22 protein-coding genes and 1 other RNA gene are annotated in these 22,018 nt (G+C 63.3%); 11 read left to right on the top strand and 12 right to left on the bottom strand.

Going from position 1 to position 22,018, the window contains the following annotated elements; genetic code table 11:
- Window positions 1–2 precede the first annotated feature (2 nt).
- Window positions 3–587 (bottom strand): 5-formyltetrahydrofolate cyclo-ligase, encoded by a 585-nt coding sequence (locus tag AC1RT2_RS10680; protein ID WP_493101717.1) that lies wholly within the window; start codon window positions 585–587, stop codon window positions 3–5.
- 219 nt (window positions 588–806) lie between these two features.
- Here AC1RT2_RS10680 and AC1RT2_RS10675 point away from each other — a divergent pair, with 219 nt between their 5' ends.
- On the top strand, window positions 807–1,031 hold the full coding sequence (locus tag AC1RT2_RS10675) for a LuxR C-terminal-related transcriptional regulator (RefSeq protein WP_069061206.1): 225 nt from the start codon (window positions 807–809) through the stop codon (window positions 1,029–1,031).
- Window positions 1,032–1,034: 3 nt separating this feature from the next.
- On the opposite strand, the gene AC1RT2_RS10670 is transcribed toward AC1RT2_RS10675, so the two are convergent.
- A complete protein-coding gene (locus AC1RT2_RS10670) occupies window positions 1,035–2,021 on the bottom strand; it encodes a sugar-binding transcriptional regulator (protein WP_493101715.1) in 987 nt (328 codons plus the stop codon).
- 290 nt (window positions 2,022–2,311) lie between these two features.
- Between AC1RT2_RS10670 and tal the strand changes: the two genes are divergently transcribed.
- On the top strand, window positions 2,312–3,274 hold the full coding sequence (gene tal, locus AC1RT2_RS10665) for a transaldolase (protein WP_493101714.1): 963 nt from the start codon (window positions 2,312–2,314) through the stop codon (window positions 3,272–3,274).
- Window positions 3,275–3,430: 156 nt separating this feature from the next.
- Window positions 3,431–3,832 carry a hypothetical protein gene (locus tag AC1RT2_RS10660; protein WP_493101712.1) on the top strand — a complete coding sequence of 134 codons (402 nt, stop codon included), beginning with the start codon at window positions 3,431–3,433 and terminating at the stop codon, window positions 3,830–3,832.
- Between the two features lie 9 nt (window positions 3,833–3,841).
- Here the strand turns inward: AC1RT2_RS10660 and ssrS are convergent.
- The 3 genes from ssrS to AC1RT2_RS10645 all read right to left on the bottom strand — a co-directional run bounded on the left by ssrS (window position 3,842) and on the right by AC1RT2_RS10645 (window position 4,791).
- Window positions 3,842–3,999, bottom strand: a non-coding RNA gene (gene ssrS / locus AC1RT2_RS10655) — 6S RNA.
- Between the two features lie 50 nt (window positions 4,000–4,049).
- The gene (locus tag AC1RT2_RS10650) at window positions 4,050–4,421 is read right to left on the bottom strand and encodes a cell division protein ZapA (RefSeq protein ID WP_069061201.1); all 372 of its coding nucleotides are present in this window, start codon (window positions 4,419–4,421) and stop codon (window positions 4,050–4,052) included.
- 97 nt (window positions 4,422–4,518) lie between these two features.
- Window positions 4,519–4,791 (bottom strand): DUF4164 domain-containing protein, encoded by a 273-nt coding sequence (locus AC1RT2_RS10645; RefSeq protein WP_069061200.1) that lies wholly within the window; start codon window positions 4,789–4,791, stop codon window positions 4,519–4,521.
- A gap of 329 nt (window positions 4,792–5,120) precedes the next feature.
- On the opposite strand from AC1RT2_RS10645, the gene tkt reads away from it, so the two are divergent.
- The 3 genes from tkt (at window position 5,121) to AC1RT2_RS10630 (ending at window position 9,453) form a co-directional block, all read left to right on the top strand.
- Window positions 5,121–7,103, top strand: a complete 1,983-nt coding sequence (gene tkt, locus AC1RT2_RS10640) for a transketolase (protein ID WP_069061199.1) — start codon at window positions 5,121–5,123, stop codon at window positions 7,101–7,103.
- A gap of 71 nt (window positions 7,104–7,174) precedes the next feature.
- Window positions 7,175–8,176, top strand: coding sequence for a type I glyceraldehyde-3-phosphate dehydrogenase (gene gap / locus AC1RT2_RS10635; RefSeq protein WP_493101709.1), 1,002 nt, complete (start codon window positions 7,175–7,177; stop codon window positions 8,174–8,176).
- A gap of 77 nt (window positions 8,177–8,253) precedes the next feature.
- Window positions 8,254–9,453, top strand: coding sequence for a phosphoglycerate kinase (locus tag AC1RT2_RS10630; RefSeq protein WP_493101707.1), 1,200 nt, complete (start codon window positions 8,254–8,256; stop codon window positions 9,451–9,453).
- Between the two features lie 293 nt (window positions 9,454–9,746).
- Here AC1RT2_RS10630 and AC1RT2_RS10625 read toward each other — a convergent pair whose 3' ends face one another.
- Window positions 9,747–9,902 carry a hypothetical protein gene (locus tag AC1RT2_RS10625; RefSeq protein ID WP_171902434.1) on the bottom strand — a complete coding sequence of 52 codons (156 nt, stop codon included), beginning with the start codon at window positions 9,900–9,902 and terminating at the stop codon, window positions 9,747–9,749.
- A 152-nt stretch (window positions 9,903–10,054) separates the two neighbouring features.
- Here AC1RT2_RS10625 and AC1RT2_RS10620 point away from each other — a divergent pair, with 152 nt between their 5' ends.
- From AC1RT2_RS10620 to rcdA, 3 genes are all read left to right on the top strand, one after another.
- The gene (locus AC1RT2_RS10620) at window positions 10,055–11,332 is read left to right on the top strand and encodes an MFS transporter (RefSeq protein WP_069061196.1); all 1,278 of its coding nucleotides are present in this window, start codon (window positions 10,055–10,057) and stop codon (window positions 11,330–11,332) included.
- Window positions 11,329–11,520 carry a DUF1192 domain-containing protein gene (locus AC1RT2_RS10615; protein WP_069061195.1) on the top strand — a complete coding sequence of 64 codons (192 nt, stop codon included), beginning with the start codon at window positions 11,329–11,331 and terminating at the stop codon, window positions 11,518–11,520. Before AC1RT2_RS10620 ends, AC1RT2_RS10615 begins: the two co-directional genes overlap by 4 nt.
- 382 nt (window positions 11,521–11,902) lie before the next feature.
- Window positions 11,903–12,421, top strand: coding sequence for a protease adaptor protein RcdA (gene rcdA, locus AC1RT2_RS10610; RefSeq protein ID WP_069061194.1), 519 nt, complete (start codon window positions 11,903–11,905; stop codon window positions 12,419–12,421).
- A gap of 164 nt (window positions 12,422–12,585) precedes the next feature.
- On the opposite strand, the gene rpmE is transcribed toward rcdA, so the two are convergent.
- Entirely contained in the window at window positions 12,586–12,807 is a 222-nt protein-coding gene (rpmE, locus tag AC1RT2_RS10605) for a 50S ribosomal protein L31 (protein ID WP_069061193.1), read from the bottom strand.
- 190 nt (window positions 12,808–12,997) lie between these two features.
- On the opposite strand from rpmE, the gene AC1RT2_RS10600 reads away from it, so the two are divergent.
- Window positions 12,998–14,821: an ABC transporter transmembrane domain-containing protein gene (locus AC1RT2_RS10600; RefSeq protein WP_493101703.1), complete on the top strand. Its 1,824-nt coding sequence runs from the start codon at window positions 12,998–13,000 to the stop codon at window positions 14,819–14,821.
- Window positions 14,822–14,934: 113 nt separating this feature from the next.
- On the top strand, window positions 14,935–15,894 hold the full coding sequence (locus AC1RT2_RS10595; RefSeq protein WP_493101829.1) for a Bug family tripartite tricarboxylate transporter substrate binding protein: 960 nt from the start codon (window positions 14,935–14,937) through the stop codon (window positions 15,892–15,894).
- 24 nt (window positions 15,895–15,918) lie between these two features.
- Here the strand turns inward: AC1RT2_RS10595 and AC1RT2_RS10590 are convergent, their stop codons facing one another.
- The 5 genes from AC1RT2_RS10590 to AC1RT2_RS10570 form a co-directional block, all read right to left on the bottom strand.
- Window positions 15,919–17,562, bottom strand: coding sequence for an FAD-binding dehydrogenase (locus AC1RT2_RS10590; RefSeq protein ID WP_493101701.1), 1,644 nt, complete (start codon window positions 17,560–17,562; stop codon window positions 15,919–15,921).
- 97 nt (window positions 17,563–17,659) lie between these two features.
- Window positions 17,660–18,691 (bottom strand): peptidoglycan -binding protein, encoded by a 1,032-nt coding sequence (locus AC1RT2_RS10585; protein ID WP_493101699.1) that lies wholly within the window; start codon window positions 18,689–18,691, stop codon window positions 17,660–17,662.
- Window positions 18,692–18,693: 2 nt separating this feature from the next.
- Window positions 18,694–19,779, bottom strand: coding sequence for a MotA/TolQ/ExbB proton channel family protein (locus AC1RT2_RS10580; RefSeq protein WP_069061188.1), 1,086 nt, complete (start codon window positions 19,777–19,779; stop codon window positions 18,694–18,696).
- A gap of 110 nt (window positions 19,780–19,889) precedes the next feature.
- Window positions 19,890–20,690: an inositol monophosphatase family protein gene (locus AC1RT2_RS10575; RefSeq protein WP_069061187.1), complete on the bottom strand. Its 801-nt coding sequence runs from the start codon at window positions 20,688–20,690 to the stop codon at window positions 19,890–19,892.
- A gap of 180 nt (window positions 20,691–20,870) precedes the next feature.
- Window positions 20,871–21,998: a tetratricopeptide repeat protein gene (locus AC1RT2_RS10570; protein WP_493101696.1), complete on the bottom strand. Its 1,128-nt coding sequence runs from the start codon at window positions 21,996–21,998 to the stop codon at window positions 20,871–20,873.
- Window positions 21,999–22,018 lie beyond the last annotated feature (20 nt).

The following is a 22,018-nucleotide window of genomic DNA, read 5'->3' as shown; positions in this document are numbered from 1 at the left end:
CCTTACAAAACCTGTTGGAACAAACGGAAGCCGCTCTCGGTGAGGATCGCGTCCAGGGGGACGTCGTGCGGTTCCGCGGGTACTGATGCCACTTCCTGGCAGTCAAACGCAATGCCGATCAGTTTTGGCGCATGGCCTTTCGCCTTCAGGCGGTCGATCGCCCGGTCGTAGTGGCCGGCACCATAGCCGATGCGGTGGCCTGCCCGGTCGAAGGCCGACAGCGGTACGAGCAGAATATCGGGATCAAGCACGGCAGCCTCCGGCCCTGGCCCGGTCGTGCCGAAGCCGGTCTTGACCACAGGCGCACCGACGAGGAGTTCGCGGAAGACGATCGTCTCGCGATCAAGCACGACCGGCAGGCACAGCCGCGCGCCGCGCGTGCGAAGATGCGCCAGCAGCGGACGGATATCGGCCTCCGAGCGGATCGGCCAGAAACCGGAAATTACAGTGCCGGGCTCGAAGTCGAGGCGATCGCCGGCATGGTCAACCATGGCGAGGCTGCCCTCGATGCGCGCCTCCGGCGTCATCGCATCGCGCAGCGCCAGCCGCTCATTGCGAATCGCCGCCTTCTGTTCCTTGGATGTCACGTCCGTCTCCAGCCTTTTCGCGCGTGGCTTACCAGCTAGCAGCGCCTGAAGGCAAATCCCCATCTTTTTGCGACGACGCGGCGTCGCAGGAAATCAGGCCACCGAAGAGAATGGAACCTGTCCCATAACGGGACAAAGTGGTGAAAAGCCGCCCCGTCCCGTTAAGCATTGGAATGGCTTGCGCTTTCCGCGGCGCACGTCTGTCTTTAAGCGGGGCGCATGACGTCCTCGGAAAATGATCTTTCCCGCCTCCCCGAGCTGACCGAAATCGAAAGACGGTGTCTCGAACTTGCCGCCAACGGCAAGACACCGGCCGATATCGTGCTCGAAACCGACATTGCGATGCCGCGCGTGACTGAGGCCATGCGCAGCGCGATCGAAAAGCTCGGCACCCGCAACATTACGGGCGCGATCACCCGCGCCATTCGCCTCGACTTGCTTTAGCCGTCAGGCGGCGGCTGAGGTTTCCGCCAGTCGCAGCATGGCCTGTGCGGCGCCCTCGTCGGTGATCAGCGTGTTGCAGCCGATGCGACGGATGGTGGCGCGAATGGCCGGCGCTCGGTGTGCGCCGCCGGAAACCAGCACGATATGGCGCGCCTTGCTCACCGTTTCGAGGTCGATCGACATGACGCGGTGACGGATCGGATGATCGATCGTGCGCCCTTCGGCATCGAGGAAATTGCACATCGTATCGCAGACGCAGCCGGCCTCGATCAGTTCCTCCAGCTCATGTCGGGCAATGAAATCGCGCGACAGGGAGCTTGCACGCGGCCCGATATCGCCACAGCTCACCACCGCGATATCCATGTTCTCCGCCAGTTCGAACAGCGTCTTCAGGCCGCATTTCTCGATCAGGCTGCGTTTGGTTTCCCGCGAATCGACGAGCAGCGGCGCGAGAAACAGGTAACATTCCGCGCCGAGCTGGCTCGCCAGCCGCCAGGTATATTCGATCGGGTTGATATGATGCGCCTCGACCACGCCGCCGAGCAGCGAGACGACCTTGACGCGCTCCCGCCGTGCCGGGCGGAAGCTGGCGAGCGAGGCGGTCAGTGTGCGCCCCCAGCCGACGCCAATGGTGCAATCGTCCGGGATCGCCTCGGTCAGGAACTGGCCAAGTGCCAGCCCCACGCCCTTCGCCGTCGCCTCCGCGCTTGCCGCCGCCGGCACCACAACGGCTTCGTCCAAACCGTAGGCCTTCTCAAGCCGCACGGCGAGTTCGACACAGTCGCCGACACCCTCGTTGATCCAGATCTGCACCTCGGAGCGCTTCAGCGCCTCGTCGAGCATGCGGATGACGGTACTGCGGCTGACGCCGATCTTTTCCGCCACGTCCTTCTGGGTGAGACCCTGGTTGTAATAGAGCCAGGCGGCCCTGAGCCGAAGGGCGGCCGATTCCGAATAGGCCGTGTGTGTGTCGCGCCGGAGCCTTGTCACGTCGCCTCCATCTGTCTGCAATCGTTCTGCACCACCTTAACACACGAAATGGAAAATGCGACATATGTCCAGACGATTGAGCAAAAGTGCTTGACTTTCGCCCAAGGAAGCGACGATAGTTCATGACATATCGGCTGGCGGCCTTCCGTCGGCAGATTGGTTGTGCCGGCACGCGCGGCGACTGAAACAGGAAGCACAGTCGTCGAGCGCGCTTTCACGAGCAACATGGAGGAGGGCTTGGCATTTCTCTCGGGAAACCAGCCCAGCAACAACCATTTCGGGATATCGACATGACGTCCAAGCTTGAACAACTCCGCGCGATGACCACCGTCGTGGCAGACACCGGCGACATCGAAGCCGTGCGCCGCCTGAAGCCGGTCGATTGCACCACCAATCCGACGATCGTCCTGAAGGCCCTCGGCACGCCGATGTTTGCCGACACCGTCAACGAGGCCATCCGCTGGGGCCAGTCCCAGGGCGGCAACCACGACGGCGTCGTCTCGGCCGTCGCCGATCGCCTCGCCATCTCCGTCGGCGCAGCCCTCTCCGAGCTCGTGCCCGGCCGCGTCTCGACCGAAGTCGACGCCGACCTGTCCTTCGACACGCAAGCCTCGATCGCCAAGGGCCGCGAGATCATCAAGGCCTATGAAGCGCGCGGCATTACCCGTGACCGCATCCTCATCAAGCTCGCCTCCACCTGGGAAGGTATCCGCGCCGCGGAAGTTCTCCAGAAGGACGGCATCGACTGCAACCTGACGCTGCTCTTCAACAAGGCCCAGGCCATTGCCTGCGCCGATGCCGGCGCCTTCCTGATCTCGCCCTTCGTCGGCCGTATCCTCGACTGGCACGTCAAGGCGAGCGGTAAGACGTTTTCGGCGGAAGAAGATCCGGGTGTCGTCTCGGTCCGCGCGATCTACGACTACTACAAGTCCAACGGCATCAACACGATCGTCATGGGCGCCTCCTTCCGCAACACCGGCGAGATCGAAGCGCTTGCCGGTTGCGACCGCCTGACCATCAGCCCTGCCCTGCTCGAGGAACTCGACGCAGCAGAGGGCACGCTGGAGCGCAAGCTGTCGCCGGAAAAGGCCGCCAAGGTCTCGCCGATCAAGATCGACGAAAAGACCTTCCGCTGGATGCTGAACGAAGACGCGATGGCCACCGAAAAGCTCTCCGAAGGCATCCGCGCCTTCGCCAAGGATCTCGGCAGCCTGCGTGCCATGATCGACAAGGAACTGAAGGCCGCCGCGTAAGGCTTGCCAGCCGGTATGAATCACAACGGCCGCCCTTCGGGGCGGCCGTTTTGTTTTGGCCCTTAACCATAGCGCCAGCAACTGTTGAGGTGGGGCTCGCGATGCCACCGATGCACGCCTAGATTATAGCGAGGCACAGCAAGAGGGGATTCCGGCATGAGGCGTTTTCTGGCAGCAATAATCCTGCTTTGCATGGCGGGCCTTGCGGCACCGGCGGCAGCCGAAGACACCTTCCACGGCGAATGGCAGCAGGTCTCCTCCAATGCGGGCGAGTGCTCAACCTGCCGCGTGACCATTCGCCAGACCGGGTCCACGCTGCAGATCATCGCAAACAACGACTGGACGGCCATTGCCGAGACCGGGGACAGCAAGACGGCTGGCGGTGCAGGCTTCTGGAAGCGGGGGACGCGCAAGACCTATGCCGGCAAGAGCTTCGACATCAAGCTTCGCCGCAATGACGGAGACGAACTGCTCATGTTGATGCGCATCGAACCGGCGCGCGGCCAGAGCCGCACGATCAAAGGCGTATTTCAACGCATCGAGCAGCTGAAAATCTAAGGAAAAAGAGTACGATCCGCGCAACCGATGGAGATTTACGATCCTGGGTGCCTACAAACGTAGGTGGGCACCGTGTGACCCAGCCCACGGGCCAGGTCAGGGACAGCTCCCTTTGGATCGAGTATGGCCCCAGGGATTGTGGTTCCTGTCGAGAAGCGCAGACCGCATCCGATATATAGGATGAAACCGGCGTCTTCGCCAGTGGCAATCCTAAGGTTCAGTTGACCGGCGGCTTGCCGGAAAGTTTTGCCGCCATGCCCTGGATCTGGCTGGTCAGCTCGCCAAGCGCCTGGGCGATCACATCCTCGCTCTTGGCAACCTCGTCGATCACGCCTTCCCGCCCCTTGCGCAGCTCCTCGGCTTCCTTTTCCAGCTTGGTCAGGCGGCGGTTGGCCTCGTTCAGTTCGTCCATCACCATGATGCCGGCCATGACGGTCAGCCGAAGATCGCCGATCTCGCCGAATTGCTCTTTCAGGTGAACGACATACCGATCGAAGCCGGCGGCAAGCTCTTCAAGATGCGCCTCCTGCCCCTCCTCGCAGGCCATGCGATAGGCCTTGCCATCGATCTGTACGGTTACCTGTGCCATGCGAAATATCCTGATTGCGGGAAAGCGGGCGGTTGACGCTCTGGTTTGACGCAATTCGGACGAAAAACCACGTAGCCCGCACTTTTCTGGAATTGCTCTAACGGTCGAGCACGGCCCGGATCGTTTCCATGGCCGTGACAAGCCGGCGAGAGACCTCGCGGTTGACCTCCTCCAGACGGTTGGCGCGGAATTCGGATTGATCCAGTTCCTGGGCAAGCCGCGACCGGTCGGTGTTGACGCGACGAACTTCGCCCTCAACCTCGCCATGGTCACGCTCGCGGTCAAAGCGCATGTCGAGCGCATTGTCGAGGGTGCTGATCGCTCTGCGCAGCTCCTCGATCGCCGCCCTGACTGTTTCCCCGTTCGTCATAAAGCCTTCACCGGCACTCTCAAAATACGCGAATCGCCGCCGCCAACGCCGGTTCTCTCGCCTTGACAGTATTCAACTGCGGGCGGCAGCGTCAACAGCAGGCCGCCAGGCGCCGGAAAGCCGCTGTGGATCAGCGCTTAAATCGGTTGTGAAATCGACCGGCCGCACGGGGTAGAAAACACTAAAAAAGCGGCCGGAATTGGCCCGCAAAGGCCGGAAAAACGGCCGAATTCGTTGACTCCGACGGCGCACCTGCTATGTGTCTCCCGCTTCCTAACCGATGCTCCAAAAGGCATCGGGCCCAACACTCCGAAGAATACGGAACAGTCATGATCTCTCGCGAAAAACACGACCGGATGGCGAACGCAATTCGCTTCCTTTCCATGGATGCCGTGGAAAAGGCGAACTCCGGTCACCCCGGCCTGCCCATGGGCGCAGCAGACATCGCAACGGTTCTTTTCACCCGCTTTCTCTCCTTCGATCCGAAGACGCCGTCCTGGCCGAACCGCGACCGCTTCGTGCTGTCGGCCGGCCACGGCTCGATGCTCCTCTACTCGCTGCTCTATCTCACGGGCTACGAGGACATCACGATCGACGAGATCAAGAATTTCCGCCAGCTCGGCGCGCGCACCGCGGGTCACCCGGAATACGGCCACGCCGCCGGCATCGAAACGACCACCGGTCCGCTCGGCCAGGGCATTGCCAACGCCGTCGGCATGGCGATTGCCGAGCGCAAGCTGCGAGACGAGTTCGGCGCCGACCTGATGGAGCACTACACCTACGCCATCGTGGGTGACGGCTGCCTCATGGAAGGTATCAGCCAGGAAGCACTCTCGCTCGCCGGCCACCTGAAGCTCAACAAGCTGATCGTGTTCTGGGACGACAACAACATCTCGATCGACGGCCCGATCTCGATTGCCGACTCGACCGACCAGCACGCCCGCTTCCGCGCCTCGCACTGGCACACCATCGCCGTCGACGGTCATGATCCGGAAGCGATCGCTGCCGCCATCGAAGAAGCCCAGAAATCCGACAAGCCGACCCTGATCGCCTGCAAGACGACGATCGGTTTCGGCGCGCCGAACAAGGCCGGCACGCACAAGGTGCACGGTTCGCCGCTCGGTGCGGAAGAAATCGCCGCCACCCGCAAGGCGCTGAACTGGGAATCGGAAGCCTTCGTGGTACCGTCCGACGTGCTCGACGCCTGGCGCCTCGCCGGTCTTCGCTCCACCAAGGCCCACAAGGAATGGGACGCCCGCCTCGAAAAGACGGAAGCCGAGAAGAAGGCACAGTTCGTTCGCCGCTTCGCCGGTGATCTCGAAAGCGGCCTGGATTCGGCCATCTCCGCCTACAAGAAGAAGCTTGCCGAAACCAAGCCGAACCCGGCGACCCGCAAGGCCTCCGAGGACGCGCTGGAAGTCATCAACGGCGTGCTGCTCGAAACCATCGGCGGCTCGGCCGACCTGACCGGTTCGAACAACACCAAGACGAGCCAGACCAAGTCGATCACGCCGACCGACTTCTCCGGTCGTTACATCCACTACGGTGTTCGCGAGCACGGCATGGCTGCCGCCATGAACGGCATGGCGCTGCATGGCGGCCTCATCCCCTACTCCGGCGGCTTCCTGATCTTCTCGGACTATTGCCGTCCGTCGATCCGCCTCGCCGCGCTGATGGGCATTCGCGTCATCCACGTCCTGACGCACGATTCCATCGGTCTTGGTGAAGACGGCCCGACGCACCAGCCGGTCGAGCACATGGCGGCGCTGCGCGCCATCCCGAACCTGCTCGTCTTCCGCCCGGCCGACGCCACGGAAACGGCGGAGTGCTGGCAGCTGGCGCTCGAGAGCCATAACCGCCCGTCGGCGATTGCGCTCACCCGCCAGAACCTGATGCCGGTGCGCCTGGAATACGAGGAAGAAAACCTTTCGGCGCGCGGTGCCTACGACCTCGTCTCGGCAAGCGACGCCAAGGTCACGATCTTCGCCTCCGGCTCGGAAATCGAGATCGCGGTGAAGGCCCAGCAGGCGCTGTCGGCCAAGGGCATCTCGACCCGCGTGGTTTCCGTTCCCTGCGTCGAGCTTTTCGCCGAGCAGCCGGAAGCCTACCAGCAGGCCGTCATCGGCAATTCGCCGGTCAAGATCGCCGTCGAAGCCGGCATCCGACAGGGCTGGGATCACTTCATCGGTTCGGACGGCATCTTCGTCGGCATGTCCTCCTTCGGCGCCTCGGGTCCCTACAAGGAACTCTACAAGCACTTCGGCATCACGCCGGAAGCTGTCGTCGCCGCTGCGGAAGCCAAGCTCGCCTGATTGTCTGTCGGGCGCGGCCTCCCGTCGCGCCCTGACGTCGCCTAGAGATTATCCATAGGGAGAGACCCCACATGACTGTGAAAGTTGCCATCAACGGTTTTGGCCGCATCGGCCGTAACGTGCTCCGCGCCATCGTCGAATCCGGCCGCACCGATATCGAAGTCGTCGCCGTCAACGACCTCGGCCCGGTCGAGACCAACGCGCACCTCGTTCGCTACGACTCCGTCCACGGCAAGTTCCCGGGCACCGTCACCGTTTCCGGCGACACGATCGACGTCGGCCGCGGCCCGATCCGCGTCACCGCCATCCGCGACCCCAAGGAACTGCCCTGGAGCGACGTCGACATCGCGCTGGAATGCACCGGCCTGTTCACGACCAAGGAAAAGGCCGGCGCGCACCTCGCCAACGGCTCCAAGCGCGTCATCGTCTCCGCACCGTGCGACAATGCCGACAAGACGATCGTCTTCGGCGTCAACCACAATACACTGACCAAGGATGACCTGGTCATCTCGAACGCGTCGTGCACCACGAACTGCCTGGCGCCGGTCGCCTACATTCTCGACAAGGCCTTCGGCATCGAGAAGGGCTACATGACGACGATCCACTCCTACACGGGTGACCAGCCGACGCTCGACACCATGCATAAGGACCTGTACCGCGCCCGCGCCGCAGCCCTGTCCATGATCCCGACCTCGACGGGCGCTGCCAAGGCCGTCGGCCTCGTGCTGCCGCAGCTCGCCGGCAAGCTCGACGGTTCGGCTATCCGCGTTCCGACCCCGAACGTCTCGGTCGTCGACCTTAAGTTCGTGCCGTCGCGCAATGTCACGGCCGAAGAAGTCAACGCTGCCATCAAGGCCGCCGCTGAAGGCGAACTCAAGGGCATCCTCGACTACGTCACGGGTCCGCTCGTCTCGATCGACTTCAACCACGACAGCCACTCCTCGAACTTCGCTGCCGACCAGACCAAGGTTCTCGACGGCAACCTCGTTCGCATCCTGTCCTGGTACGACAACGAATGGGGCTTCTCGAACCGCATGTCCGACACGGCCGTTGCCCTCGGCAAGCTGATCTAAGCAAAAATGCGAAACACCCGGGCAGCGATGTCCGGGTGTTTTTTCTTGACCAGACACCAGACTTTCGGAGCCGCGCCATGACCTTCAAGACCCTCGACAACCTCACCGACATCACCGGCAAGCGCGTGCTCGTCCGCGTCGATCTCAACGTGCCGGTCAAGGACGGCAAGGTGACGGACGCAACCCGCATCGAGCGCGTCGCCCCGACCATTCTCGAACTGTCGAAGAAGGGCGCCAAGGTTATCCTGCTTGCCCATTTCGGCCGCCCGCAGGGCGCCGTCGTCGCCGACATGTCGCTAGAGCAGATTCTTCCCGCCGTGAACGAGGTGCTGGGCAAGAAAGTACACTTCGCCTCCGACTGCATCGGCGAGCCGGCTGCGGCCGCCATCGCCTCCCTGCAGGATGGCGATATCCTGCTTCTCGAAAACACACGCTTCCACAAGGGCGAAGAGAAGAACAACCCGGATTTCACCGCCGCACTTGCCGCCAACGGCGACATCTACGTCAACGACGCTTTCTCTGCCGCGCACCGCGCCCATGCCTCGACCGAGGGCCTCGCCCACCTCTTGCCCGCCTATGCCGGCCGCACCATGCAGGCCGAGCTTGAAGCCCTGGAAAAAGGCCTCGGCAACCCGGTTCGCCCCGTCGTCGCGATCGTCGGCGGCGCCAAGGTCTCCACCAAGATCGACCTTTTGATGAACCTCGTGAAGCGCGTCGACGCGCTGGTCATCGGCGGCGGCATGGCGAACACTTTCCTCGCCGCCCGCGGCACCAATGTCGGCAAGTCGCTCTGCGAGCATGATCTTGCCGACACCGCCAAGCAGATCATGATCGAGGCGGCCACTGCCGCCTGCGCCATCGTGCTGCCGGAAGACGGCGTCGTCGCTCGCGAATTCAAGGCGAATGCCGAAAACGAAGTGGTCGACGTCAACGCCATCCCGGCTGACGCCATGATGCTCGACGTCGGCCCGAAGACGATCGAAGCGGTCAACGCCTGGATCTCGCGCGCCACGACGCTCGTCTGGAACGGCCCGCTCGGCGCCTTCGAAATCGCCCCCTTCGACACGGCGACGGTGTCGGCTGCCAAGCACGCCGCCGCCCGCACCAAGGAAGGCAAACTGGTCTCCGTCGCCGGTGGCGGCGACACGGTTGCAGCCCTCAACCATGCCGGCGTTGCGGACGATTTCAGCTATGTCTCGACCGCCGGTGGCGCGTTCCTGGAATGGATGGAAGGCAAGCCACTGCCGGGCGTCGAAATCCTGCACCAGCAGAAATAATACAAAAGGACTTGCGTCCGGCCACGGATCGCCTACATTTCTGATCAGTATCAACGAACAGAAAGGAAGGTGATCCAATGTCTAATGAGATTTCGGTCTTGGCTTCGGGCATGGGAATTGTGGTGAATGAAACGAGGCAGCCCTCGTTCTGACCCCATCTTCCTGCGGGCCCAAAGGCCCGGGTCCACGCCGGACCAAACCTCATGGGGGTCACCTTCGGGTGGCCCTTTTGCGTTTTGGAGTTTGCGACACTTGCCAACAGCCTAGGCCACCTTCGGGTGGCCTTCTGCGTTTCAGGGCCTGATAAGCACCGTCAGCATCATCAATACGATGGCGACCACGGCGATCTTCCAGAAATCCGCACGCCGCTTCAGCCCCGGCAGGCCGACGGGCCGGATGAGATGCAGCAGCATGACGGCAAGGAGAAGTGCTGGAAGAATTTTCGACATGGCGGCCTTTCTCCGCCCTTCCTGTCATACCCGAGACATTTTTCCAAGCGACCAACACGTCGTCTGAAAATCGTGTGCGCGTCGCCTTTGCATCTGGCAATCGGCAACAGGTGCGCTATTCCTTTCCCATTGGCGAAACTCACGGAAATCCTATGCGTAACAATCTCATTTCCGTCTTCGCGCTTCTCATGGGCACCCTGTTCCTCTTCCTGGGGAACGGCCTGCACGGCTTGCTGCTGCCCATGCGCGGCGCCTTCGAAGGCTATGAGACAACGATGCTCGGCCTGCTCGGCACGTCCTGGGCGTCAGGCTTCGTGCTCGGCTGCCTGATGGCGCCAACCATCGTCAAGCGCATCGGCCATGTGCGCGCCTTTTCCGGCTTCGCCTCGCTGATCGCCATCATCGCGCTTTTGACCGGCATGCTCGTCGATCCATTCTGGTGGATCGTACTGCGTGCCGTCACCGGCTTCTCGATCGCCGGCACGTCGATGATCATCGAAAGCTGGCTGAACGAGCGCGCCACCAACGAGAGCCGCGGCCTGATCTTCTCGCTCTACATCGCCATCACGCTGATCGGCACCGTCGGCGGCCAGATGACGGTGGCGCTCGGCGACGTGACGACGCCGATGCTCTTCATGTTCGCCGGCATTCTCTACTGCTTCGCCATGCTGCCGACGACGCTGTCGACCGCCGCCTCGCCGCAGCCTTTGAAACAGGTGCGGCTCGATATTCCAGCCCTTTTCCGCACCTCCCCCGTCGCCTGCGTCGGCATCGTGCTGATCGGCATCGCCAACGGCGCCTTCGGCACGCTGGGTGCCGTCTTCGGCGCCAATGCCGGCCTGTCCTCCAGCACGATCGCCATCATGATGAGCGTGGCGATCTTCGCCGGCGCCGTCATGCAGCTGCCGGCCGGGCGCATGTCCGACCGCATCGACCGACGCATCGTGCTCGCCGTGCTCTCGGCCATCGCCGCCGGTGCCGGCTTCTCGCTCTTCGTCTTCCAGCCGGCCTCCGTCACCGTGCTTTTGGTGCTGACGGCGCTCTATGGCGCGATGGCCAACGCGCTCTATCCAATCGCCGTTTCGCATGCCAACGACTTCGCCAGCCCCGAGGATTTCGTAAAGGTCTCCGGCGGCCTGCTGCTGCTCTATGGCGTCGGCACGATCATCGGCCCGACGCTCGGCGGTCCGATCATGTCGGCGGTCGGCCCCTATGCACTCTTCATGGTGACCTGCTCGGCGCATATCCTGATCACCGCCTACGCCATCTTCCGCAGCCGTCGCCGTGCCGCGCTGCCGGCCGAGATGCGCGACGCCTACACGACCATCAACCCCGGCACCATGATGACGCCGGAAAGCCTTCAGCTCTCGCCGCGCGCGCTTACCCAGCCGCAAGCCGCCGACGAACAATCGGAGGAGAAAACCGCATGAGCCTCTTCGACGAAGACGGACGCCCGTTGAAAAAGACCGCGCACGAGATCGGCAGCGACCTGTCGCTGCTCTCGGTCGATGAGCTGGCAGCGCGAATCGACCTGCTTCGGACGGAGATCGACCGTCTTGAGGCGGAGAAGGCAAGGAAGGGTGCAAGCCGGTCGGCGGCCGAAAATCTCTTCCGCTAGAGGCGTGCCAGATCGCCGCAGCTTTGCCGAAAAGGCACAGCAGATGGCAAACCGACAATAGAGTTAACCGGCCATTAAGCCTTACACGTTATTACTTGCCCATCCGGTTCTTCCGGGTTCAGACATTTTCACCCTTCGGGGAATCGGTCTGATTTTCTCCCTGTTTTACCTTGAGAGCCGCTTTCCGCGGCTCTTTTTTTGTTTGCACGCGCCCGCGCGGTGCACCTGTGCCGAAAGAATTGTGGAGATTAACCCTTTATTAAGAATGCCCTTGCGCGAATTAGGTTATGGGATCATCCTTGAGACATTAAAAGGCCGCTTGGAACACAGAGCGCCAACCTTCCGTTACCTGCAGTGTGATGCGTTCAACAGGGATGACACCATGTCCGAAAGAGGATTGAATACCGTCAGCTTCGCTGGCCACGTTGCGTCGTCGGCGCAATTCAAATCCCTGTACGCCGAAGGCATGGGTCTCGTCGAAGAGACCGCAAGCTATCTCGACGGCGTCGGGCGCCAGGCCTCCAAGGTACTGCCGCGCATGGCCTCGGTGCTGTATGCAGCTGAATCGATGCGCCTCACCACCCGCCTGATGCAGATGGCCTCCTGGCTGCTGCTCCAGCGCGCCGTCAACAATGGCGAGATGAGCCGCGACCAGGTGCTGTCGGAAAAGAACAAGGTGCGTCTCGACAGCTTCAACGTCGACAAGACCGCGCCCGGCTGGAACGATCTGCCGGAAGCCTTCCGCGACCTCATCGAACGGTCGCTCCGCCTTCAGAATCGCGTCGCACTGCTCGACCGCGAGATTTACCGCCCGCAGGAAGTCCAGGCCTTCGAGCCGGTCAACCAGAACAGCGTGCAGGCTCAGATCAACCTGCTGCAGACCGCTTTCGGCAACAACTGAGCGGTCCACAGACACGGTGAAACGATGACCCGGCTTCGGCCGGGTTTTTTGTTGCCTGCGTTCTTGCTGTCATCGAACAAGCCCCCTCATCCGGTTGCCGCCAAATCCAGGCAACAAAAAACCCGGCCGAAGCCGGGTTCTTGAAATCATCCAGTGGAAGCGAATTAGAGGCCGAGGCCTTCGAAGCGCTTCTTGAACTTGGAAACGCGGCCGCCGCGGTCCAGCATGTGCTGGTTGCCGCCGGTCCAGGCCGGGTGGGACTTCGGGTCGATTTCGAGGTTCATCGTGGCGCCGGCCGAACCCCAGGTCGAACGGGTTTCGTATTCGGTGCCGTCGGTCATGACGACCTTGATGACGTGGTAGTCGGGATGGATATCAGCCTTCATGACACTCTTCCTGCTTGTTCCGGGGGCCATTTGTCGCAACGCATTGCGGCAGCGAGGCCAAAGACGTAAATGAAGCCGCGGTCGGTCTGACCTACGGCTTCCCAATTCGATGGCGAGCCTATACATGAAGGCCGTCTGGATAACAAGAGCCGAAAGACAATTCGTGCCGCCAGGCACTGGGAATGGGGGTATGGTGTCCACAGACAGAGAAGCAGTCGCGCCGGCGAAAACCGAGCGCCGCACCGTCCGTCCGCTGGGCAGGCTTATTCCCTATATCGGCCGCTACCGTGGCCTCGTTGCCGGTGCGCTGGTCGCTCTCGTCATGGCTGCCGTCACGACACTCGTCCTGCCGCTCGCCGTGCGGCGCATGATCGACCACGGCTTTTCCGGCGCCGGTGCCGGCTTCATCAACACCTATTTCACAATGCTCTTCGTGCTGGCCGGCCTTCTCGCGCTGGCGAGCGGCATGCGCTATTATTTCGTCATCACACTTGGCGAGCGCATCGTCGCCGATCTTCGCCGCGACGTCTTCGCCCATGTGACAAAACTCTCGCCGGCCTTCTTCGACGTCAACCAGTCCGGCGAGATCGTCTCGCGGCTGACCGCAGACACAACGCAGATCAAATCCGCCGTCGGCGCCACCGCCTCGGTCGCGCTGCGCAACCTGATCCTCTGTCTCGGCGCCATCGCCATGATGGTCTATACCAGCCCGAAACTCTCGAGCCTCGTCATCGCCGCCATTCCCGTCATCGTCTTCCCGCTCGTCGCCTTCGGCCGCTCGGTGCGCCGCCGCTCACGCGAGGCGCAGGATACGCTCGCTGCCGCCTCCGCCTATGCCGGCGAGGCGATTGGCGCGACCCGCACGCTCCAGGCATTCAATGCTGAAGACGCCGCCCGCGCCCGCTTCTTCGGCGAGGTCGAGAGCGCCTATGGCGCTGCCCGCTCCGCCATCCGCGCCCGCTCGCTGCTGACAGGCTTCGCGATCGCCATGATCTTCGGTTCGGTGGTTGCCGTGTTGTGGTTCGGCGCGCGCGACGTGTTGTCCGGTACACTTTCCGCCGGCACGCTCGGCCAGTTCCTGCTCTACGCCGTCTTCGCCGCCGGCAGCCTTGGCGCCCTGTCCGAAGTGTGGGGCGAGCTTTCGCAAGCTGCCGGGGCGGCCGAACGCCTGACGGAACTGCTTGCCGAGGTGCCAGCGATCGCCGCTCCCGCCAATCCGGTCCGATTGCCGCTCCCTGCCCGCGGCGAAATCGCCTTCCAGGATGTACACTTCTCCTATCCGGCCCGCCCCGGCTATCGCAGCGTCAACGGCCTGAGCTTTGCCGTCAAACAGGGCGAGACGGTCGCGATCGTCGGCCCCTCGGGCGCCGGCAAGAGCACAATCCTCTCGCTCGTCCTGCGCTTCTACGATCCCGATTCGGGCACGATCACCCTCGACGGTATCGATCTGCGCACCGCGGACCCGGAAGAACTGCGCCGCCGCATCGCGCTGGTGCCGCAGGACGTCACCATCTTTGCCGCGACGATCCGCGACAACATCGCCTTCGGCATGACCGATGTCAGCGACGAGGCGATCCGCGCAGCCGCCCGCGCCGCCCAGGCGGAAGAATTCATCGCGCGGCTCGACAAGGGCTATGACACGACGGTCGGCGAGCGTGGTGTCACGCTCTCCGGCGGCCAGCGCCAGCGTATCGCCATCGCGCGCGCCATCCTGAAGGATGCGCCATTGCTGTTGCTCGACGAGGCGACCTCGGCGCTCGACGCCGAAAGCGAGACGCTGGTGCAAAAGGCGCTCGACGGCCAGATGGGCAAGCGCACGACCATCGTCATCGCGCACCGCCTTGCCACCGTGCTCAAGGCCGACCGCATCCTCGTGATGGAAGCAGGCCGCGTCGTCGAAGAGGGCACGCACCAGTCGCTCGTCCAGCAGAACGGGCTTTATGCCCGTCTTGCGCGGTTGCAATTCGACCATGGCGGCCAGGCGTTCCTTGGAGAGGCCCGCGCGGCCGGTTGATCGTCACCGACACTTGTTTCGCGGGGCAAGTGCCCTATCCTGAGGAGGCGGACTTCACGTCACCTTGGGAGGAAAACCACGTGGCATTTTCGACGCTCACCCGCCGTACCCTTATGGCGCTTGGCACCACCGTGCTTGCATCGCTGGCACTCGGCCTGCCGGCCAGCGCCCAGCAATTCCCCGACCGGACCATCACGCTCGTCGTGCCCTTCGCTGCCGGCGGATCGACCGACGTGGTGGCGCGCATCATCGCGCAGAAGATGGGCGACAGCCTCGGCCAGCAGGTCATCGTCGAGAATGTCGGCGGCGCCGGCGGCAGCCTTGGTGCCGACCGCGTGGCGCGTGCCGAGCCGGATGGCTACACGATCCTGATGGGAACGGTCGCCACCCACGCACTGAACCCGCTGATCCTGAAAACCAACCCCTATGATGCGGAAAAGGATTTTGCTCCGGTCTCGCTGCTGGTCATCGTGCCGAACGTGCTGGTGGTGAACCCGGAATTGCCGGCGAAAAACGTGGAAGAGCTTCTGGCGCTGCTGAAGGCCGATCCGGAAGCCTACAGCTATGCCTCCTCCGGCAACGGCACGCCGCTGCATCTTTCCGGCGAACTCTTCAAGAGCATGGCCGGCGTCAGCATACAGCATGTGCCCTACAAGGGCTCCGGTCCGGCCCTGAACGACGTGATCGGCAACCAAATCCCGATCATGTTCGACAACCTGCCCTCCTCGTCAAGCCACATCAAGGCCGGCACGCTGCGCGCGCTCGCTGTCACGACGAAGGAACGCGCGGCCTCCTTCCCGGATGTGCCGACGATCGCCGAATCCGGCATTCCCGGCTACGAGACCTATACGTGGAACGCCCTCTTCGCGCCGGCCGGCACGCCGACGGAGGTCGTGGCAAAGCTCAACGAGGCGGCCAACAACGCCATGAAGGATCCGGCCGTCGTGGAGCGCATGAAGGAGTTCAGCGCCACCATCGTCGGCTCGACGCCCGAAGAACTCGGCAAGCATGTGACCGCCGAGCTGGCCAAGTGGAAACCGGTCGTCGAAGGCGCCAAGATCCAGATGGATTGATCGACATCCAAGCCGTCGGCGCTCTCAGGCGCCGACGGCCCTGCCCGCTACGCGCCCCGAAAACAGGCACCCGCCAAGGAAAGTGCCTTCCAGCGCATTGTAGCCATGCACACCACCGCCGCCGAAACCGGCGACCTCACCGGCCGCATAAAGGCCCGGCACCGGCTTGCCGGACAGTTCCAGCACGCGTCCGGAAAGGTCCGTCTGGAGGCCGCCCAGGCTCTTGCGCGTCAGGATATTGAGACGCACGGCAATCAAAGGTCCCGCCTTCGGATCAAGCAGACGGTGCGGCCGCGCCGTGCGCATCAGCTTGTCGCCAAGATAGGCGCGTGCGCCGCGGATGGCAGTCACCTGCGCATCCTTCGAGAAGGGATTGTCGATCTCGCGGTCGCGCGCTTCCACCTCGGCCCGCACCTGCTCGACGTCTAGCAACGCCTCCCCCGTCAGCGTGTTCATCGCGGAGACGAGGTCGCCAAGATCGTTGCGCACGACAAAATCCGCGCCCTTGTCCATGAAGGCCTGCACGGGGCCGGGCGGGTTCTTGCCAAGCCGCTTCAGGAGCAGTGGAATATCCTTGCCGGTCAGGTCCGGGTTCTGCTCGGAGCCCGACAGGGCAAATTCCTTCTTGATGATCGCCTTCGTGAGGATGAACCAGCTATGGTCATGTCCCGTTGCGCGGATGGCCTTCAACGTTGCCAGCGTGTCGAAGCCCGGCATGGCCGGCGCTGGAAAACGCCGCCCGCGTGCGTCCAGCCAGAGCGACGACGGACCCGGCAGGATGCGGATACCGTGACCGGGCCAGATCGGATCCCAGTTCCTCAAACCCTCCGTATAATGCCACATGCGGTCGCCATTGATGACCGAACCGCTGGCAGCTTGCGAGATCGCCAGCATGCGTCCATCGACATGGGCCGGCACGCCGCTCACCATGAAGGCAGGCGGCTCACCCAGACGATCACGCGGCCAGTTCCGCCGCACCAATTCGTGATTGCCACCGATGCCGCCGGAGGACACGAGCACGGCGCCTGCCCGGAAACTGAAATCGCCAGTCACGTCGCGAGACGTTGACCGGCCGCGCTCCGCAACGTCCGGCGCCAGCACGGAGCCATGTGCACCGACGACGGCACCGTTTTCGACGATCAGGCCATCGACCCGGTGGCGGAAACGGAAGGCCAGCGCATTGGAGGCCCGAAGGCCCTGCGCCCGCCGGATGAACGGCGCAAGCACGCCGGGGCCAGTGCCCCAGGTGACGTGGAAGCGCGGCACGGAATTGCCGTGGCCGGTCGCAAGCCCGCCGCCGCGCTCGGCCCAGCCGACGACCGGGAACCAGCGCATCCCCATGGCGTGCAGCCAGGCGCGTTTCTCACCGCTCGCAAAATCGAGATAGGCCTCCGCCCAGCGACGCGGCCAATGATCCTCCGGCCGGTCGAAACCCGCGGAGCCGAACCAGTCCTGCCGGGCGAGCGCCATGCTGTCACGGATGCGCAAACGCCGCTGTTCCGGACTGTCGACGAAGAAAAGGCCGCCGAGCGACCAGAAGGCCTGCCCGCCAAGGCTCTGCTCGCCTTCCTGGTCAAGGATGATCACCTTGAGGCCCCGCGCTGCCGCTTCCGTCGCCGCCACGAGGCCAGCCAGCCCCGCTCCGATCACCAGCAGGTCGCAATCCATAAACCGCCTCCCGTCGCTATGTCGAAAAAACTTACGCGTACGTACGCGTAAGATCAACATGCCGATGAGAATGGTCGCGCCGGACGGCGCGAGGCGACTATCGTTCGGTGAGCTTCAGCTCGATGCGGCGATTGGTGGCGCGGGCGGCATCGTCGCTGCCTTCGGCAATCGGCTGGAATTCGCCGAAACCCGCCGCGACGAGCCGATTGGCTGGCACGCCATTGGCAATCAGGAATTTGACTACCGAGGTCGCACGCGCCGAGGAAAGCTCCCAGTTGTCGCGGTAGCGCCCCGTGCCGGAGAGCGGCACGTTGTCGGTATGGCCATCGACGCGCAGCACCCAGTTGATCTCGGACGGAATTTCCCTGGCGAGATCGAGCAGCGCGGTAGCGAGCTTGCGCATCTCCACCTGCCCTTCCGGGTTCAACTCGTTGCCGCCGGACGGAAACAGCACTTCCGACTGGAAGACGAACCGGTCGCCGACGATGCGGATGTTTTCGCGATCGGAGAGGATTTCCCGCAGGCGTCCGAAGAAGTCGGAGCGATAGCGGTTGAGTTCCTGCACACGCTGCGCCAGCGCAACGTTGAGGCGACGGCCAAGATCGGCAATCTTCGCCTGCGACGAACTATCCTTTGCCTCCGAGGCCTGAAGCGCCTCTTCCACTGCTGCAATCTGGCTGCGCAGCGCGGCGATCTGCTGGTTCAGCAGTTCGATCTGGCTCATGGCGCGGGCGCTGACCTGCTTTTCCGAATCGAGTTCGCCTTCAAGCGTCGTCACGCGTGCGGTCGCCTGGTCCGAAACGCCCGAACCGCTGTCGAGCAATTGCTGCAAGCGGGAACGGTCGCTTTCCGACTGGGCGAGCGACGCCTGCAGGTTGGCGAGCGCATCCTCGATATCCTGCTTGCCACTCTTTTCGAGCGCCAGAAGCTGGGTCAGTTCGTTGATCTGGCTGGTCAGCCGGTTCAGCACATCGTCCTTGCCGGAGATTTCGCGGCTCAGGAAGAACTGTGCGAGCACGAACACCGTCAGCAGGAACATGATGGAGAGCAAGAGCGTCGACAGCGCATCGACGAAGCCCGGCCAGTAATCGACCGTGCGCTGGCTGCGCCGGTTGCGGGCGAGCGCCATCTCTACTCGCCCCCGGCCTTGTGGGCTTTCTCCGTCGTGCGCTCGGGCAGCCGCTCGACATTTTTCTCGCCGCTGCGCGCCGCAAGCCGGTCGAGCGTGCGGCGCAGCGCCTTGGCTTCTTCCTGCTGCGCCTCGATCCAGTCGCGCAGCATCTGCTGCTCACTGCGCATGTTCTTGACGAGACCCTGGATGCCTTCTGCAAGGCTTGCCATCGCCGCCGTCGAACGGTGGCTGCCGCCGCCGTCATGCGCAAGCTTCAGGATCTGCTCCGCCAGAGCCTGCACGTCGGCGGAAGAAGAGCCTGCAGCCATATCAGCAACGGGCTGGAGTTCGGAGCCGACATCCGTGACCGAGGAAAGCCAGTTTTCCAGTTCGGTATAAAACCGGTTCTGCGCGCGCCCGGCCTGCAGATCGAGGAAGCCGAGGATCAGCGAGCTTGCCAGACCGAAAAGCGAGGTGGAGAAGGCCGTTCCCATGCCCTCGAGCGGTGCGGACAGGCCCTGCTTCAGGGCGGTCAGGATGTCGTTCGTGGTGCCGCCACCGGCATCGAGCGACTGGATGACCGCGCTGATCGAGCCGATCGTGCCGAGCAGACCCCAGAAGGTACCGAGCAGGCCGAGAAAGACGAGGAGGCCGATCAGGTAGCGGGACGTATCACGGGATTCGTCGAGGCGGGTCGCGATGGAATCGAGGATCGAGCGCAACGCATTGGCCGAGAGTGCGACGGAATGCCGGCGGCCGATCAGCGCGCGCATCGGCGCAAGCAGCACCGGATCGCGCCCGACCTTCTCGGCGCTGCCGGCCGCGCGGAAGGAGTTGAACCAGCGAACTTCCGGCCGCAACGCCAGCACATGGTTGAAGACCAGAAGAATGCCGATCAGCAGCACGCCGATAATCAGACCGTTCAGGCCCGGATTGCTGAGGAAGGCCGTCTGCGCCTGGCGGAAGAGGATAGCGGCCACAAAGCCGACGATGATGAGGAAGATCACCATCGTCCAGAAGAAGGCCATGGGGCTTGAGAGTTTGTGGGGGTAATCGTCCCCGGTCCCGGCTGATCCTCCCCAGCCCGACAGCCCAAGCTTCGCCATGTCGTCGCATCTCCACTTCCTCGTCGCGGCGGAGACTAGAGGAAGATTAAGCCGAATTGAAGGGCTTAGCAGCAACAGCGGCGCGGAATGCGCCGCCCGGATACAGGCTTTTAACGGGTGGGCACCGGGCGGTGCACGACGTCGCGCAGCGCCTTATGGATATATTCGTTGCCGGCGACGATCGTGCCGGTGTCGAACATCGCGCTACCACCATCGAGATCGCTTGCATATCCGCCGGCTTCGCGAATCAGGAGAATGCCTGCCGCAATGTCCCACGGCGCGAGGTCCCGTTCCCAGAAACCATCGAAACGGCCGGCCGCGACATAGGCGAGGTCCAGTGCGGGGGAGCCGAGGCGACGCACGCCGGCGACCTCGCCCATCACATGGCGCAGCTCGATGAGGAACTTGCCGTGGTTACCATCGCCGAGATGCGGCACGCTGCAACCGATGACGGCATCGGAGAGGCTCTTGCGGGCCGCGACGCGCAGGCGACGATCGTTGACAAAGGCGCCACCGCCGCGCTCGGCGGTGAAAAGCTCGTCCGTCGCGGCGTTCAGCACCACGGCCGCGACGATTTCGCCGTTGCGCTCCAGCGCGATGGTGCTGGCAAAAAGTGGAATGCCGTGCAGGAAATTCGTCGTGCCGTCGAGTGGGTTGACGATCCAGCGATGCGCACCGTCCGTGCCGATGCTCTCTTCGCCATCGGCGCCGAGGAAGCCATAGGTCGGGCGCGCCTTCAGCAGCTCGTCACGGATCAGCTTTTCCGCCTTGCGGTCGGCCTGCGCGACGTATTCACCCGGCCCCTTGACCGAGACCTGCAGGTTCTGCACTTCGCCGAAATCACGGGAGAGCGACTTTCCGGCCTTGAAAGCGGCCTGAACCATGACGTTGAGAAGAGCTGAACGAGCCATAAACTTAAGTCCTTCGGGAATATCCGGCGCTCGGGGACGGCAAGAGCCGCGGCGCGCAAACGCACCGGGACCGGGATTTGAGGCCTCAAGACCACAAATCCCCCGAAGTTTCAAGTCTTGAGCCCCTGCATCCGCTGCAATGCAGGGTATCGCATCGTGCAACAGGGTAAATGGGGGTGGTTAAGAGCCCGAGCGATACTTGTTCGCCGCGGTGACCGCCGCCTTCTGCTGCTCGTCGTTGAGGCCGAGATAAAAGTCCTCCAGCGACGGGTCGTTGAGGCCGGCGCGGCGCGCCAGCACGAACCATTTCGCCGCCTCGACCGGATCCGGCCGCGTCCCAAGTGCATGGATGTAAAGCTGGGCAAGCTTGCTCTGGGCTACCGGATTGCCGCCGTCAGCCGCCCGTTTCATCCATTTGAAGCCGGCATCGTAGTCGCGTTCGCCGGCGGTGCCGTTCACCAGCCACATGCCAAGATCGAGCTGGGCGGTATCGAAACCGGCACGCGCCGCACGCAGCAGCCATTCACGCGCCCGCTTGGTCTTTTCTTCCGGCAGGTCGGTGAGGTTGATGTAGATCTGCGACAGGGCATATTGCGCGTCCGCAATGCCCTGCTCGGCGGATTTTTCGTAGTAGGGCAACGCATCGCGCAGGCCCTTTTCACCGGGACTATCGGCAACCAGCACTTGGCCATAGTTGAACTGTGCCGAGGCATTGCCGAGGTCGGCCGCCTTCTTCATCAGTTCGTCGGCCTTCTTGCGGTCCTCTTTCGAGCCCGAGCGCTCCATCAGGAGGACCGCATATTTGAACATGCCGGTCGGATCGCCACCGCCGGCCGCCTGCTCGTACCAGAACATGGCCTGGTCGCGGTTACGCTTCACGCCGAGGCCGCGATCGAGAATTTCCGCCACTAGCGTCTGCGCCGCCGGATCGCCCAATTGCGCGCGCGGCAGCGCGAGCTCCATCGCCGTCAGGTAGTGGCCGCGCTGGAAGGCGCCATAGGCCTCGTCGACCTTGCCGGCGAAGGGCTTTTCCTTCGGCAGCGCCGGCAGGTCCACACCCATGCGGTCCAGCACCGAAAGCCCGGACGACGGGCCATCGGCAGGCTTGTCCTTGTCGGTTTTCGCGGCAGGCTTGTCTTCGACGGATGCAGGCTCGACCGCGGGCGTCTGGTCTTTCGCTTCCGCTCCGGTGTCGCCGGCAGTGACGGACGGTCCCTTCTTCACTGTCTGCGCCCAGGCGGGCGCAACCACGAGAACGCCCGTGGCGAGAAACGCCACCGGCACCATACGGCAAGCTTGAAAGAACATGGCCCTGATCATGAGCGCCT

The sequence above is a fragment of the Shinella sp. GW821-FHT11G07 genome (genome assembly GCF_058808115.1).
Note: the sequence above shows the minus strand (reverse complement) of the source record. Positions and strands in the feature narration are given on the sequence as shown.